The sequence below is a fragment of the Stenotrophomonas sp. genome (genome assembly GCF_036662295.1).
Taxonomy (GTDB): domain Bacteria; phylum Pseudomonadota; class Gammaproteobacteria; order Xanthomonadales; family Xanthomonadaceae; genus Stenotrophomonas.
Map to the genome: position 1 here is coordinate 16,172 of NZ_JAVWXA010000042.1, position 15,570 is coordinate 31,741.

The 15,570-nt window shown below is 70.6% G+C and carries 14 protein-coding genes and 1 tRNA gene; 8 read left to right on the forward strand and 7 right to left on the reverse strand.

What is annotated here, in order from left to right; translation table 11 throughout:
* Positions 1-30: 30 nt before the first annotated feature.
* From RSA25_RS10270 to trxA, 6 genes are all read right to left on the reverse strand, one after another.
* Positions 31-1,935, reverse strand: coding sequence for a DUF885 family protein (locus RSA25_RS10270; RefSeq protein ID WP_332808794.1), 1,905 nt, complete (start codon positions 1,933-1,935; stop codon positions 31-33).
* 120 nt (positions 1,936-2,055) lie between these two features.
* Positions 2,056-2,733, reverse strand: coding sequence for a DUF502 domain-containing protein (locus RSA25_RS10275; RefSeq protein WP_332808795.1), 678 nt, complete (start codon positions 2,731-2,733; stop codon positions 2,056-2,058).
* A 49-nt stretch (positions 2,734-2,782) separates the two neighbouring features.
* Positions 2,783-3,259 carry a DUF4442 domain-containing protein gene (locus RSA25_RS10280; protein WP_332808796.1) on the reverse strand — a complete coding sequence of 159 codons (477 nt, stop codon included), beginning with the start codon at positions 3,257-3,259 and terminating at the stop codon, positions 2,783-2,785.
* 66 nt (positions 3,260-3,325) lie between these two features.
* Positions 3,326-4,963, reverse strand: a complete 1,638-nt coding sequence (locus RSA25_RS10285) for a CHASE2 domain-containing protein (protein WP_332808797.1) — start codon at positions 4,961-4,963, stop codon at positions 3,326-3,328.
* Positions 4,960-6,624, reverse strand: coding sequence for a FecR domain-containing protein (locus RSA25_RS10290; protein ID WP_332808798.1), 1,665 nt, complete (start codon positions 6,622-6,624; stop codon positions 4,960-4,962). The genes RSA25_RS10285 and RSA25_RS10290 overlap by 4 nt, the downstream gene beginning before the upstream one ends.
* A gap of 204 nt (positions 6,625-6,828) precedes the next feature.
* Entirely contained in the window at positions 6,829-7,686 is an 858-nt protein-coding gene (gene trxA, locus RSA25_RS10295; protein WP_332808799.1) for a thioredoxin, read from the reverse strand.
* A 129-nt stretch (positions 7,687-7,815) separates the two neighbouring features.
* On the opposite strand from trxA, the gene RSA25_RS10300 reads away from it, so the two are divergent.
* The gene (locus RSA25_RS10300; protein ID WP_332808800.1) at positions 7,816-8,415 is read left to right on the forward strand and encodes a DUF998 domain-containing protein; all 600 of its coding nucleotides are present in this window, start codon (positions 7,816-7,818) and stop codon (positions 8,413-8,415) included.
* 36 nt (positions 8,416-8,451) lie between these two features.
* Here RSA25_RS10300 and RSA25_RS10305 read toward each other — a convergent pair whose 3' ends face one another.
* Positions 8,452-8,688 (reverse strand): hypothetical protein, encoded by a 237-nt coding sequence (locus tag RSA25_RS10305; RefSeq protein ID WP_332808801.1) that lies wholly within the window; start codon positions 8,686-8,688, stop codon positions 8,452-8,454.
* 325 nt (positions 8,689-9,013) lie between these two features.
* Here RSA25_RS10305 and leuS point away from each other — a divergent pair, with 325 nt between their 5' ends.
* From leuS to RSA25_RS10340, 7 genes are all read left to right on the forward strand, one after another.
* Positions 9,014-11,653, forward strand: a complete 2,640-nt coding sequence (leuS, locus tag RSA25_RS10310; protein WP_332808802.1) for a leucine--tRNA ligase — start codon at positions 9,014-9,016, stop codon at positions 11,651-11,653.
* Between the two features lie 91 nt (positions 11,654-11,744).
* A complete protein-coding gene (gene lptE, locus RSA25_RS10315; RefSeq protein WP_332808803.1) occupies positions 11,745-12,362 on the forward strand; it encodes an LPS assembly lipoprotein LptE in 618 nt (205 codons plus the stop codon).
* 28 nt (positions 12,363-12,390) lie between these two features.
* On the forward strand, positions 12,391-13,428 hold the full coding sequence (holA, locus tag RSA25_RS10320) for a DNA polymerase III subunit delta (RefSeq protein ID WP_332808804.1): 1,038 nt from the start codon (positions 12,391-12,393) through the stop codon (positions 13,426-13,428).
* A gap of 5 nt (positions 13,429-13,433) precedes the next feature.
* On the forward strand, positions 13,434-14,099 hold the full coding sequence (gene nadD, locus RSA25_RS10325) for a nicotinate-nucleotide adenylyltransferase (RefSeq protein WP_332808805.1): 666 nt from the start codon (positions 13,434-13,436) through the stop codon (positions 14,097-14,099).
* A 97-nt stretch (positions 14,100-14,196) separates the two neighbouring features.
* Positions 14,197-14,598: a ribosome silencing factor gene (gene rsfS / locus RSA25_RS10330; protein ID WP_332808806.1), complete on the forward strand. Its 402-nt coding sequence runs from the start codon at positions 14,197-14,199 to the stop codon at positions 14,596-14,598.
* 85 nt (positions 14,599-14,683) lie between these two features.
* Positions 14,684-15,154 carry a 23S rRNA (pseudouridine(1915)-N(3))-methyltransferase RlmH gene (gene rlmH, locus RSA25_RS10335; protein WP_332808807.1) on the forward strand — a complete coding sequence of 157 codons (471 nt, stop codon included), beginning with the start codon at positions 14,684-14,686 and terminating at the stop codon, positions 15,152-15,154.
* Between the two features lie 57 nt (positions 15,155-15,211).
* Positions 15,212-15,288 (forward strand) — tRNA-Asn (locus RSA25_RS10340).
* Positions 15,289-15,570 lie beyond the last annotated feature (282 nt).

Consider the following 15,570-nt stretch of genomic DNA (forward strand, 5'->3'; position numbering starts at 1 on the left):
CCCGGTCACCGGTGCCGCCCTGTTCGCGTTTCAGGGGCTGGGCGCGGCCGCCGGCGCGGTCAGCCAGCGCTCGATCTTGCCGTCCAGGATATCCAGCGGCATCGAGCCGTCCTTGATCACCTCGGCGTGGAAGCGGCGCACGTCGAACGCCGCACCCTGCGCTTGCTGCGCGCGTTCGCGCAGCGCGATGATCTTCGCCTCGCCCACCACGTTGGACAGCGCCTGCCCGGGCTGGGCCATCATCCGCTCCACTTCGGCCACCGCGTCGCGCTCGTCCATGCTGGCGGTCTTGACCAGGTAGGCCACGGCCTTGGCCTTGTCCCAGCCCTGCGCATGCAGGCCGGTGTCGGCCACGCCACGCGCGGCACGCACCAGGCTGCCCTGCAGGTAGCCGATCTGGTCGTAGGGATCCTCATACACGCCCAGGCTCTGGCCGAGCGACTCGGCATACAGGCCCCAGCCTTCGACGAAGGCGACGTCGCCGCCCAGGCGGCGGAACCGCGGCAGCTTTTCCAGCGCCTGCTGCAGGCCCAGCTGCACATGGTGGCCGGGCACCGCTTCATGCAGGAACTGCGCCGGGATCGCCCAGCGCTTGCGGCTGGGCAGGTTGCCGGTGTTGACCAGCAGCACCGCCGCCTGCCCCGGTTGCGCCGGCTGGTAGGCGGCCGCGGCGGCGGCCGGCGCGCGTCCGGCGTCCACCGCGCGCACCTCCACGCCCTCCTTGGGCAGCGTGTCGAGCACGCTGGGCAGGCGGCGGGCCACCTGCTGCTGCACCTGGCGATAGCGGCCCAGCAGCGCGTTCACGTCCGAATACTGGAACTGGCGCTCGCTGCGCATGTTCTTGATCAGCTTGGCCTGCGAGCCACGCAGCTTGTGGTCCTTCATCACCGCGTTGATCTGCTCCTGCAGGGCGGCCACGCGCTGTTCGCCCCAGGCGTGCAGCTGCGCCGGCGACTGGTCGGTGGCCGTGGCCTGGCGCAGCGTGGCCGCATACCAGGCCTGGCCCTGCGGCAGCCCGCCCATGCCATCGGTGCGCCGCGCGGCGGGCAGGTACTCGGTGGCGATGAAGCCGCGCAGGGCGCGGTAGGCGGGCATGATGCGGTACTCGATCATGCGCTTGTACTCGGCGCGGATGCGCACCTTGTCCGCCTCGGGGAAGTCCTCGGGCAGGTTGCGCACCGGCGCCCAGAAGATCGATTCCTCGGCGGTCGGCTTGATCACCGCATCCAGCTGCGGCAGCACCTGCTCCATCAGGTCGCGCGGCTGGGACACGCCGGCGGCCATGCCCTGGCGCATGTTGGCCACGGCCTGGTCGAACAACGGGGCGATGCCCAGCGAGCGCTTGGACCAGGTGTCGTAATCCTTCACCGTGTTGAACGGCTGGGCCCCCGAGCCGGAGCCCAGGATGGCCATGATGCTGCCCAGGTTGTAGTACTGGCTCACCGGCAGCATCCAGCTGGGGTACTGTTCGGCGGCCACGGACATGCGCGCGTCGCGCACGAAGATCTGGTAACTGAGCAGGTCCTGGCCGGTCAGACCGTCCGCGCCGATCTTCTCCACCTTGCCCAGCCATTCCACGGTGAAGTCGTGCGATTGCTGGCGATAGGCGGCCGAGAGGATGTTGGGCAACTGGTCGTTGTAGCGGCCGTCGCCCTGGAAAGTGGCCTGCAGCGGGTTGAGACGCATCGAGGCATCCCAGTATTCATCGTAGACGCGCTCGAGTTGGGCGGCCTTGGTCTGCTGGCGCACCAGCGGCTTGCGGGCCGGCGCGGCGGCCGGTCGGGCGCGCGGCTTGGCCTTGGGCTTGGCCGCCTGCCGGGTCTGCGCGGCGGCGGGCCGGTTGGCCTTCTTCTTGGCCGCTTCGGCCGGGGGGGCGGTGCTGAACACCAGCAGGGCGGCGATGGCAAGCGCCAGGGCGCGGGCGGGGTGGGGCATCGACTCTTTCCGTAACAACACAGACCGGGGAGCTTGCCCGATCCGCGCGCGTACGGCCAGCGCCGGGGCCGCCCACCGCGGTGCGGCCAGGCACGGCGTTCATGCCGCCGCGCCGGTGGCCTAGCGGTCGCCGGCGCGGGTGAAGGGCACGCTTTCCGGGGCCACCGCGCCACCGGAAATGATGAAGCTCATGGCCTGGTCCACGGTCCAGTCGGTGGGGGTCAGCAGTTCCACCGGCACGATTTCCAGGTAGCCGGAGGTCGGGTTGGGCGTGGTCGGCACGTACACCGCGGCCAGTTCGCGGTCGCTGCCCTGTTCGCGGATCACCCGGGTGACCAGGCCCACCGATTTCATGTCCCGGTGCGGGAAGTCGATCAGCACCACGCGCTGGGTGCTGCCCGGCTCGGTCTGCAGCATGTCCAGCAGCTTCTTGGCGCTGTCATAGATGATGCTGGCCAGCGGGATGCGCTTGATCACCGCGCCGAACCAGCGCAGCAGGCGCTGGCCGATCACCCGGCGGCTGAGCACGCCCACGCTGAGGATCACCAGCAAGGTGGCGGCCAGCCCGATCAGGTTCTGCATCCACTCCACCTTGATCCAGCCCAGGTAGTGCGGGAACGAGGCCGCCATCTGCTCGGACAGCGGCACCACCACCGGGCTGGAAATGCCCGACAGCAGCACGAAGACGAATTTGACCACCACCCAGGTTAGCCAGATCGGCAGCAGGGTCAGCAGGCCGGTCAGGAACAGGCGCTGCAGGGAGGGGCGCGGAACGAGTTGGGGGGCTTCGGGCGACATCCGGCCATTGTAGCGGGGCCGCCCGCGCTTGAAGCGGCCGCGCGCCGGTCTAGTCGGCGGCGCTGGCGCTGGCCGTGCGGGCCTCGGGCTTCAGCCGCAGGTAGATCTGCTTGCGCACCCGCGCCACCACCTCGCCCTGCGCGTCCACGATGTCATTGCTGAACCAGTGCAGGTATTTCTCGCCGCTGGCGGTGGCCTGGCGCAGCTGGTCCAGCAGCGCCGGTTCGAGGTGGAACTCGGCGCTCACCGTGCCGCGCCCGGGCTTGAGGAACTCGATCTCGCCGGCGCGATCCCACACGTAGTAGTCGCGGCCCAGGCTGTGCATCACCGTGAGCATCCAGAAAGGGTCGGTCATGGCGAACAGGCTGCCGCCGAAATGGGTGCCCACGTAGTTGCGGTTCCACGGGCGCATGCGCAGCTCCACCCGCACGTGCCGGTAATCGGCGCTGATGGTGGTGACGTGGATGCCGGTGAACAGGAACGGGGGCCACAGGTTCATGCCGTGGCGGAGGACGTTGGCCTTCATCGGGAACGGGTCGAGGCGGGGAGGTGGCTCGAGTCTACCATTCGCCCGCGTATGGTCCAGCGGCCCTCAGCCCGGCACCGGCTCGCCGTCGTCGGCCACATAGCCATCGCGGCCGGCGGCCTTGGCCCGGTACAGTGCCGCATCGGCGCCTTCGAAGAAGTGCCGCGGTTCGCTGGCGCTGGCCGGCACCCGCGTGTAGAGGCCCACCGTGAGCGTGACCTGCAGGATCTGCCCGGGCCCGGCCGCCACCTCCATCGCGCGGATGCGCGCGAGCAGGTCCTCCACCACCTGCACCGCGCCGTCGGCGCCGGTATCGGGCAGGATCAGGGCGAACTCGTCGCCGCCGAAGCGGGCGGCCATGTCGCGCGGGCGCCGTGCATGGGCGCCGATCTCCTCGGCGATGCGGCGCAGCACGGTGTCCCCGGCCTGGTGGCCGTACAGGTCGTTGTGGTGCTTGAAATGGTCCACGTCGATCAGCACCAGGCTGAGCGGGCGGCCACTGCGGCGCCCGGCGTCGTGTTCCTGCTGCAGCGCCTGCTCGAAGCGCAGGCGGTTGCCCAGGCCGGTCAGCGCATCGCTGTTGGCCTGGTGGCGCCAGGCCCGGATCCGCCACAGCACCCAGGCCGCGATCACCGCCAGCATGGCGGTCAGCGCGGCGGCCGGGGCGAACCACAGGCTGCCCGCGCGCAGCAGCACGAAGCTGAGCAGCAACGTCAGCGGCAAGGCCAACAGCGCGCTGGCGGCCGCACGCGGCAGGGTCAGCGCCAGGCAGCACAGCATCACCAGCAGCCCGCTCAACAGGTCCTGCCAGAGCGGCGGCGGCAGGGTGATCACCTTGTCGCTGAGCAGCATCGAGGCCACGTTGGCCTGGTACTCGCTGCCGCTCATCCAGCGCTCGCGCGTAGTCGGGGTGAGCAGCCGCGGCGTGATGCCGCTGGCGGTCATGCCCACCAGCACGCGCCGCCCGCGCAGCAGCGCCGGGTCGACCTCGCCGTTGAGCACGTCCACGTAGGACACCTGCGGGAAGCGTTCGGGCGGGCCGGCGTAGCGCACCCGCACGTAATGGTTGCGCCGCCACTGGTAGGGCGAGGACAGGTCCGGGGCGGTATCGCGCAGGCCCGGCAGCGGGCCGTCCACGTCGGCCAGGGCCAGGCCCAGCGCCGGCCAGTGCGGTGAACCGATCCCGGCGGTGAGGTACAGGCCGCGCGCGATGCCATCGGCATCCACCTCGATGTCGCTGTGGCCCAGGGTGGCGGCATTGGCCGCGATCAGCGGGATCGGCAGCAGTTCCTCGGCCATGCGCGGGCCGCTGGCCGGGGCGGCCAGCACCGGCAGCACCACGTGGCCGTTGCGACGAATCGCCGCGGCCAGGTCGGCATCCTGCGCGGCGTCCTGGCGGTCGGCCTCGGACAGCATCAGGTCCAGCACCACCCGGCGGCTGCCGGCCTCGGTGAGGTGGTCCAGCAGGCGCGCGTGGGTCGAGCGCGGCCACGGCCACTGCCCGAGCTGCTGCAGGCTGTTGTCATCGATCGCCACGATCAGCAGGCTCGGGTCGGGGCGGTACTCCCAGCCGCCCACGTAGGCGTCATACACCGCCTCGTCCTGCTGCCAGAACCATTGCCAGTGGCTGGCCGCCATGGCCAGCGCGCCGACCAGCACCGACAGCAGCAGCCGCCGCGGCCAGGACAGGGCCAGCGGCTTCACAGCAGCAGCCACAGCAGCAGGGCGCCACCGCCGGCGCCGTAACAGGTGCGGCAGGGCAGGGTGACCTGCTGCGCCGGCGAAAACGCGCCGGCATAGCCGTCATCGTCGATGTACTGCACCCGCACGTGCAGGGTGCCGTGCCAGGGGCGCTTGAGCGAGACCTCCGGCTGGTCCACGTCGCGGTCGACCAGCGGCTGGGTGAAATCGCCGCGGCGGTCCAGCTGCACCCGGTAGCGCTGGCCCGGCTCGCCGGCCTGCCAGCGCAGGGTCAGCCAGCCCTTGGCCGCCTGCGGTGGCTGCAGCGCCGGGTCCACCGGGGCGTCGCTGACGGTCAGCGCCAGCGGCTGCCCGAACCGGCCGCGGTGGCCGGCGGCATCGCGCGAGGCCACCCGCCAGAAATAGTCGCCGGGGGGCAGCGCCTGCCCCGCGCGCAGGTGGGTGCCGGTGCCTTCCTGCTCCAGCACCGGCGCCAGGAACTGGGCATCGCGGGCCACCTGCAACACCGTCGAACGGGCCTGCTCGACCTGGCTCCACTGGAAGCGCGGACGCGCGCTGTTGACCGTCTCCTGGTTGACCGGGCGCACCGTCAGCGGCGCCACCGGCTGGTCGCGGACCAGCACGTCCCGCTCGGCGTCCAGGCCTTCCACGCCTTCGGCGCTGATCGCGCGCAGCAGCACGCGCAGGGTGCCGGCCGGCAGGTCGGGCAGGGTCAGCGCGGTGGTCGTGGTTTCCTGCGCGAACAGCAGTACCTCCGGCTGGTCGGCGCGCACCACTTCCACGCGATAGCGCGCGGCCTCGGGCAGGGGCGCCCATGCCAGCCGCGCCGGCAACACGTCCAGCGGCGGCGAGGCCGGGTCCAGCCGTGGCGCGGGCAGCAACGCCTCGGCGGCGGCCGGGCGCGCATCGGCCGACGGGCTGCGCGCGGCCTGGCCGGGGCGGACCACGCGGTCGCCGCGGCGGTTGCCCACCTGCACGCGGCCCTGCAGCACTTCGGTGGACGCCACGTGGCCCGGGTCGCCGGCGCTGACCCGGAACACCGTGCCGCGCACGCTGCTGGTGGCCGTGGGCGCATCGATGATGTAACGCGAGGCCGGGCCCTTGGCGGGCGTGACCCGGTTGCTGGTGCGGCCTTGTTCCAGGCGCAGGCGGGTATCGACCATGCCGGTGCGGCCGTAGCGGCTCATCCGGTCCAGGCGCAGTCGCGAGTTCTCGCGCAGCTGCAGGCGGGAGTCATCGGCGAAGGCCAGGGTCACGCTGGCATCGGCGCCGGTCACCAGGTGCTGCCCGATGGTCAGGTGCTGGCCCTCCACCACGTCGTGCAGCGCGGCCTGGCCGGGCTGCCCGTACTGGACCTTGCCGCGGGTGGCGACCACGCGCGCCGGGGCCGGCTGCACGGCCAGCCACGCCACCGGGAACTGCAGCGTGCTGCCCGGCGGCAGCCGGTAGGGATCGGCCACGCGGTTGTGCGCCTGCAACTGCTGCCAGGGCACCGTGGGCTTGAGGTAGCGGCCGCCGAGGTCCCACAGGGTGTCGCCCGGGCGGACCCGATAGGTCCAGTCCTGGGCCAGCGACGGGAAGGCGCAGATCAGCAGCGCGGCCAGCACCAGCAGGCGACGGGCCAGGGAGGGGCGGTACGGCAAGCGGGTCGAACTCACGGTCATCTGTGCCCTGCAGGGTGGGGCGCAGCCCTGCGACCCCAATGGCCCAGACCTCATCCCCCCGAATGGATCGCGGCCTCCATTGCGCCGCGCCGGCATTATGGCGCGCCGGCAGTGCAAGGTTTCTGAACGTGATCGGGATCACGCCTGAAACCGGCGTGATCCTTTAGGGCGCGTCTGACGGTGCCGGGGATGCCCGTGCGACGATCAGAACAGCAGCGAGGCCATGCGGCGGCGGTAGCGGCCAACCAGGTCCTCGTCGGCGATCACCTTGAAGGCATCGATCAGCAGCTTGCGCGGCAGCCCCTCATTGAAGGTGCGATCGCGCCGCAGCATCTCCAGGAACTGCTCCAGCGCGGCCTCGTCCTGCCCACCCAGCAGCAGCTGCACGCCACGCAGGTGGCGGGCCTGCAGGTCATCGGCATCGGCCAGCAGGCGCGCGTCCAGGCTTTCCGGCGATGGTGCGTCCTGCAGCGCATTGGCGAAATCCAGCCGCGCACGGGCGCGCACCGCCCGGTCATCGGTGGCCAGGTTGGCCGGCAGGGCATCGATCAGGGCGCTGGCTTCGGCGCCGGCGCCGGTCTGCAGCAGGGCCAGGGCCAGGTCGAGCTTCAGCTCCTCCTTGTCCGGTTCGGCCACGATCGCCGCACGCAGCACGTCCACCTGCGCCTGCGGGTCCAGCGGTTCGGGGTCGGCGCTGGCCTCGGCCACCGGCTCGGCGGGGCTGATGCCGTGCTGGGCCAGGAACTCGCGCAGCTGCCCCTCCGGGATCGCGCCCGGGAAGCCATCCACCAGCTGCCCGCCCTTGACCAGGAACACGGTCGGCACCGAGCGGATCTGGAAGGCCGCGGCAATCTGCTGCTCCTGGTCCACGTCCACCTTGGCCAGTTCGAAGGCGCCGTTGTACTCGGCGGCCAGTTTTTCCAGCATCGGGCCGAGGGTCTTGCACGGCTCGCACCACGGGGCCCAGAAATCCACCAGCACCGGCGTCTGCAGCGATTTCTGCAGGACCTCGGCCTCGAAGGTGGCGGTGGTGGCATCGAATACGTAGGTGGTCTCGGTCATCGTGGCTATCGCGTTGCGTCTGATGATCGATTCTATGGTGGCGATCGACGCGCGTCTCAACCCTGCGTGCTTGGCGGCGACGGTCACGGACGCGACAATGCACGCCCTTGTTGGCGTGCAGGAACGTGGATGTCCATGGTGTGGCTGGATCGCGGGCTCGGGCCTGCCAGTGCGGTGCTGTTCGGGCTGGCCGTGATCGGTTTCGGCGCCGGCCTGCCCGGTTACGACCAGGGCCTGCACCCGGTGGCCCTGCTGGGTGCGGGCGGGGTGCCGCATGCGTTGGCGTTCAACCTGCTGGGCTGGCTGCTGCCGGGCCTGCTGGCCAGCGCGGTGGCGGTGCGCCTGTTGCAGGCGCTGCCGGCCGACAGTGGCTGGCCGGTGCGGGTGGGTGGCCAGCTGCTGCTGCTGGCCGGGCTGGCGTTCGCCGCGCTGGGCCTGTTGCCGCTGGACCTGGAAGACCTGGACGGGCGCTCCAGCCAGTGGCATGCCAGTGCGTGGATGATCTGGGCGCTGGCCTTCGTGGCCGGCAGCGTGCTGGTCGGCATCGGGCGGCTGCGGCAACCCGGCGGGCGCGCGTTGGGCCGGCTGGCACTGGGCTGCGGCCTGGCCACGGCGGTGCTGGCCTTCGCCCTGCAGGGCGTGCTGCCGGCGCCGCTGGCGCAGCGGTTGGCCTTTGCCTGCTGGATGCTGTGGTTGGCCGCCGCGCTGCCGATGGCCCGCCCGCGCTGACCGGCCGGGGGCGGCGCGCGCCCCCCGCCGGCGCCCTTACTGGGCGTGGCAACGCAGCTGGAACCCGACCGGCCCGTAGGTCTGGTAGATCCAGGCCGAGGCCTGGGTCAGGGCGTCGCCCTGGTCGTTGGCATCGACCGGATGCAGGCCCGAGGCACCGGCCTGCTCGCCGGTGGTGACGGTGTAGGCACAGCTGTAGGGCGCCGCCTGCGCGGTGGCCACCAGGCCCCCGATCAGGGCCAGGGCGAGGGCGGACTGATGCAGTGTCTTCATGACGCGTTCTCCATTGCAGCGCCCCGGGACGGCCGCGTGGCCGGCAGGGCGGGGGCGTGCGCCCTGCCGGACCAGACTCCGCGCCGGCGCCGGCCGCGACCATCGGCACTCGCCCTGCCTGGCCCGGGGAAAAAGCCCCGCCCGCGGCGAGGCTGGACCGTGGGCGCGGTCCGGCGCGGCCGGCGCCTGCCCTGGCCCGGGACGGCGCAGATGACCGCTTTCCCGGGCCGCCGACCGCGCCCGGGCAAGGCTTTGCGGGGCAGGATTGGAGCCCCATGCCGCACTGCGGTACCCTGTCCCGCTTTGCCGCCGCACTAGCGTTTCCATGACCAGCGTCGAACCCAACGTTTACGATCCGCAGCAGGTTGAATCCGCCGCCCAGAAGTTCTGGGACGCCACCCGTGCCTTCGAGGTCACCGAGACTTCGGACAAGCCGAAGTACTACTGCCTTTCGATGCTGCCGTACCCGTCCGGTGCCCTGCACATGGGCCACGTGCGCAACTACACCATTGGCGATGTGATCAGCCGCTACAAGCGGATGACCGGTTACAACGTGCTGCAGCCGATGGGCTGGGACGCTTTCGGCCTGCCGGCCGAGAACGCGGCGATCAAGAACAGGACCGCGCCGGCCAAGTGGACCTACGCCAACATCGAGCACATGCGGGGCCAGTTCAAGGCCATGGGCTATGCGATCGACTGGTCGCGCGAGTTCGCCACCTGCACGCCCGAGTACTACGTGCACGAGCAGCGCATGTTCACCCGGCTCATGCGCAAGGGCCTGGCCTACCGCCGCAACGCGGTGGTGAACTGGGACCCGATCGACCAGACCGTGCTGGCCAACGAGCAGGTCATCGACGGCCGCGGCTGGCGCTCCGGCGCGCTGGTGGAGAAGCGCGAGATCCCGCAGTGGTTCCTGCGCATCACCGATTACGCCCAGGAACTGCTGGACGGTCTGGATGAACTGCCGGGCTGGCCCGATTCGGTCAAGACCATGCAGCGCAACTGGATCGGCCGCTCCGAAGGGCTGGAAATCCAGTTCGACGTGCGCGACGCCGACGGCAGCGCGCTGGATCCGCTGCGCGTGTTCACCACCCGCCCGGACACGGTGATGGGCGTGACCTTCGTGTCCATCGCCGGCGAACACCCGCTGGCCCAGGAAGCCGCCAAAACCAACCCGGCGCTGGCCGCGCTGCTGGCCGAGATGAAGCAGGGCGGCGTGTCCGAGGCCGAGCTGGAAACCCAGGAAAAGCGCGGCATGGATACCGGCCTGCGCGCCGTGCATCCGGTCACCGGCGCCCAGGTGCCGGTGTGGGTGGCCAACTTCGTGCTGATGGGCTACGGCACCGGCGCGGTCATGGCCGTGCCCGGGCACGACCAGCGCGACTTCGAGTTCGCCAACAAGTACAGCCTGCCGATCCGCCAGGTCATCGCGCTGAAGGCCCCGCGCAAGGACGAGGGTGCCTATGACAGCACCCAGTGGCAGGACTGGTACGGCGACAAGACCCGCGAGACCGAGCTGGTCAATTCCGAGGAATTCGACGGCCTGGACTACCAGGGGGCCTTTGAAGCCCTGGCCGAGCGTTTCGAGCGCAAGGCCCAGGGCCAGCGCCGGGTCAACTACCGCCTGCGCGACTGGGGCGTGAGCCGCCAGCGCTATTGGGGCTGCCCGATCCCGGTGATCTACTGCCCCAAGTGCGGCGCCTTGCCGGTGCCCGAAGAGCAGTTGCCGGTGGTGCTGCCGGAGAACGTCAATTTCGTCGGCACCGGTTCGCCGATCAAGGCCGACCCGGAATGGCGCAAGACCACCTGCCCGGACTGCGGCGGCGCGGCCGAGCGCGAAACCGACACCTTCGACACCTTCATGGAGTCCAGCTGGTACTACGCGCGCTACACCTCGCCCGGTGCCCGCGATGCGGTGGACAAGCGCGGCAACTACTGGCTGCCGGTGGACCAGTACATCGGCGGCATCGAGCACGCCATCCTGCACCTGATGTACTTCCGTTTCTTCCACAAGCTGCTGCGTGATGCGCGCATGGTGGACAGCAACGAGCCGGCGCAGAACCTGCTGTGCCAGGGCATGGTGATCGCCGAGACCTACTACCGGCCCAACCCGGACGGCTCCAAGGACTGGATCAACCCGGCCGACGTGGACGTGCAGCGCGACGAGCGCGGTCGCATCACCGGTGCCACCCTGATCGCCGACGGCCAGCCGGTGGTGATCGGCGGCACCGAGAAGATGTCCAAGTCCAAGAACAACGGCGTGGACCCGCAGGTGATGGTGGGCAAGTACGGTGCCGACACCGTGCGCCTGTTCTCCATGTTCGCCGCGCCGCCGGAACAGTCGCTGGAGTGGAACGAAGCCGGCGTGGACGGCATGGCCCGCTTCCTGCGCCGCTTGTGGGTGCAGGTGCAGAAGCATGCCGATGACGGTGCCGCGCCCGCGCTGGACGTGGCCGCGCTCAGTGCCGAACAGAAGGCCCTGCGCCGCAAGACCCACGAAACCATCGGCAAGGTGGGCGACGACTACGGCCGCCGCCACAGCTTCAACACCGCCATCGCCGCGGTGATGGAACTGATGAACGCGCTGGCAAAATTCGACGATGCCAGCGACCAGGGCCGTGCGGTGCGCCAGGAAGCGTTGCAGGCCACCGTGCTGCTGCTCAACCCGATCACCCCGCATGCCAGCCATGCGTTGTGGCAGGTGCTGGGCCACGGCGAGACGCTGCTGGAAGACCAGCGCTTCCCGCAGGCCGATCCCGGCGCGCTGGTGCGCGATGCGGTGACGCTGGCGGTGCAGGTCAACGGCAAGCTGCGTGGCACCATCGAGGTGGCCGCCGACGCGGCGCGCGACCAGATCGAGGCACTGGGTCTGGCCGAGCCGAACGCGGCCAAGTTCCTGGACGGTCTGACCGTGCGCAAGATCATCATCGTGCCCGGGAAAATCGTGAACATCGTGGCCGCCTGACCGCGGCCACCGATCTCAAGTCACGTTCACGCGGCATCGGGCATCTTCTATGCCTGTTGCCGCGCCCGCCCGGCTCCCCCAGACTGTGCCCATGACCCGATTCCTGCTTGCCTTTGTCTTGACCGCAACCCTTGCCGGCTGTGGTTTCCATATGCGCAACAAGCTCATGCTCCCGGCCGACACCGCCGCGGTGCAGGTGGTCTCCAGCGCCCCTTACAGCGAGCTGGCCAAGCTGCTGCGTCGCGGCCTGCAATCCTCCGGTGCGCAGATCGCCGAGCCGGGCAGCCCGGAAAAGGCCGCCCAGCTGCAGGTGATGTCCGAGCGCTGGGGTGACCTGCCGATCGCCATCGACGCCCAGGGCCGTGCCCAGGAATACAGCCTGCGCTACGCGGTGATCTTCAAGTTCCTGCGCGAAGACGGCAGCGAGCTGGTCCCGCAGCAGGTGATCGAACTCTCGCGCGACTACGTGTCCCCGCCGACCGACGCCACCGGTACCACCACCGAGCGCGAGATCCTGGCCGACGAACTGCGTCGCGAGATGTCCGCCTCGATCATGCGCCGCATCGACAGCGTGGTCCGTGCCGAACTGGAAGGCCGCGTGCCGGCCAGGCCGGCCAGCCAGAACACGGTCCCGGCCGATCCGCCGGTCGAGGTGGTGGAACCGGCGGTGCAACCGCCGGCCGCGCCCACCCCCGTCCCGGGCCACTGACCGGTCCGCTGCGGACCGGCGCGCCAGGATGGAACTGCGACCCGAACAACTCGCCAGCCAACCGGCCAGCCAGGCGCTGGCCCCGGTCTACCTGATCGCCGGCCCGGAGACCCTGCGCGTGCTGGAGGCCGCCGATGCGGTGCGCAGCCGCGCCCGCGCCGAGGGCATCGACGAGCGCGAAGTGTTCGACGCCGATGGCCGTGACTTCGACTGGAACCAGGTGCAGGGCAGCTTCAACGCGCCCAGCCTGTTCAGTGCGCGCCGCCTGATGGAAGTGCGCCTGCCCAGCGGCAAGCCGGGCAAGGACGGGGCCGAGGTGATCAGCCAGTTCTGCGCCAACCCGGCGCCGGACGTGATCCTGATGGTCACCTGCAACGAATGGAGCAAGGCCCACCAGGGCAAGTGGGCCGAGGCGGTCAACCGCGTCGGCGTGCTGTCGGTGGCCTGGGCGATCAAGCCGCACGAGCTGCCGGACTGGATCGAGCGGCGCCTGCGCGGCAAGGGCCTGCGCGCCGACCCGGCCGCGGTGCAGCGGCTGGCCGAGCGGGTGGAAGGCAACCTGCTGGCCGCCGCGCAGGAAATCGACAAGCTGGCCCTGCTGGCCGCCGGACAATCCCTGGACGTGGACACGATGGAGTCGCTGGTCGCCGATGCGGCCCGCTACGACGTGTTCCGGCTGCTGGAGGCCAGCTTCTCCGGCCAGCCGGCGGCAGTGCTGCGGATGCTGGCCGGGCTGCGCGGGGAGGGCGAGGCGGTGGCCGCGCTGATGCCGATGGTGATCCGCGAACTGCTCGCCACCGCCGGCCTGGCGCGGGTGCAGGTGCGCGGTGGCAACCTGGCCGCGGAGATGAAGAGCCGCGGCATCTGGGAGTCGCGGCAAGCGCCGTTCAAGCGCGCGCTGCAGCGCCATCCCGAGCCAAAGCGCTGGGACCGCTTCGTGGCCGAGGCCGGGCTGGTGGACCGCATGGCCAAGGGCCGCGCCGATGGCGATCCGTGGCTGGGCATCGAGCGCCTGCTGCTGGCGGTGGCCGAAGCGCGCGCGGTACGGCTGCTGGCCCGCGCCTGAGCGGCATGGGCCTGCGCATCTTCTACGGCGGTACCTTCGACCCGGTTCACCTGGGCCACCTGGCCATCGCGTGCGCCGCCCGCGACCAGCTGCAGGTGCCGGTCAGCCTGCTGCCGGCCGCCGACCCGCCGCACCGGGCCGCGCCGGGCGCGGACGCCGAACAACGCGCGCACATGCTGGCCCTGGCCATCGCCGATGCGCCGGGCCTGCAACTGGATCGCCGCGAGCTGGACCGGGCCGCGCGCCACCCCGGCGTGCCGTCCTACAGCGCCGACACGCTGCGTGAACTGCGCGCCGAGCTGGGGCCGGCACCGCCGCTTGCCTGGCTGGTCGGGGCCGACAGCCTGCTCGGCCTGCCGGGCTGGCACGACTGGGAGGCCCTGTTCGGGCTGGCCCATTTCATCGTGGCCGACCGCCCGGGCAGCCCGCTGGAACAGGACCTGTCGCCGCCGCTGGCGGCTGCGCTGGCTGGCCGCTGGGCCGCCGATGCCGATGCGCTGCAGGCAGCGCCGGCCGGGCGCGTATTGCGCCTGCAGGCCCCGCTGCGCGGGGAATCGGCCAGTGCGGTGCGCCAGCGGATCGCCACGGGCGAGGACTGGCGGGCGCTGCTGCCCTTGGCCGTGGCCGACTACATCGCCGACCGCGGCCTGTACGGCGCCCACGCCACATGAATACGCGCAGGCCGCCCGGCCCGTATAATCGGCCCCACATTTATCGAGTTCATCCGCTTTGAGCAACCAAGCCCAGCCCCAGACCATCAAGGTCCAAATGCCGAACCCGGCGCCCTCCGTCCTGCAGCTGCTGGAGTGCGTGCGCAAGGCCACCGAAGAACTGAAGGCCAAGGATCTCGTCGAAATCGACGTCATCGGCAAGTCCAGCGTCGCCGATTACATGGTGATCGCCTCGGGCACCTCCAGCCGTCACGTGAAGTCGATCGCCGACGAGGTGGTGAAGTTCGCCAAGCAGCTGGGCGTGATGCCGCTGGGCGTGGAAGGCGAGCGCGAAGCCGAGTGGGTGCTGGTGGACCTGGGCGATGTGATCGTGCACGTGATGCTGCCGCGCGTGCGTGAGTTCTACGCGCTGGAGCGCCTGTGGACCGTCGGCGACCAGCCGCCGAGCCTGCTGGACGACGCCGATGAAGGCGACGCCTACGATTACGACGCACGCTGAAGCGGCGCGTTGCAGGTCACGATGACGGCGCCGATGGCGCCGTCGTCATTTCAACGGCACCGCGACGGGAGCCGGGAGAGACGAGATGAAAGCCAGGTTGATCGCGACCGGTGAGCGCGCGCCGTCGTGGGTGGCGCAGGGCTTTGCCGAGTACCAGAAGCGGCTGTCGCACTGGCTGCCCTTCGAGTTGGTGGAGATCGAGCCGGGCCTGCGCGGCAAGGGGCGCGATGCGCGCCGCGCCACCGAGGACGAGGGCCGCCGGGTGATCTCGGCGCTGCCGAAGAACGCCTACGTGGTGGCGCTGGACGTGCCGGGCCGCCAGCTCAGTTCGGAACAGCTGGCGCAGCGGCTGGAGCACTGGCGCGGACAGGGCCGGGACCTGGCGTTCCTGATCGGCGGGCCGGAGGGGCATTCGCCGGAGGTGTCGGCGTTGGCCGATGAAACGTGGTCGATCGGCCCGCTGACGTTGCCGCACATGCTGGTGCGGCTGGTGGTCGCCGAGCAGCTGTACCGTGCGGCGGCGATGCTGGCCAACCACCCGTATCACCGCGCGTGAAGAAAAGCGGCGCAAACGGGTTACATCCTGCGAAAAACGGGCTACAATGCGCACCCCGCCCGAATAGCTCAGCCGGTTAGAGCACTTGACTGTTAATCAGGGGGTCGTTGGTTCGAGTCCAACTTCGGGCGCCAAGTTTTGAGAAGCCTCGCAGCGATGCGAGGCTTTTTTTTTGGTTCTTCGCCCATCTGCGTGGTAAAGGCTTTGCTGAAGCACGCGCGTGCATGCCTTGTCGCTTGGGGCGGGTACGGGCGGGGGTGCGGGACACGCTGCAAGTCCCGCTCCGCGGCCCGGCCCAGCCGCTGGCGGCTGTGCGTTCAGTCGCATGCGAGGCAATGCCTCGCAAGCCATGCGTCTTCACCCCTGTAAGCTCGACATACGCCATCCATGGCGTATGACGGTCCCGCACCCCCACC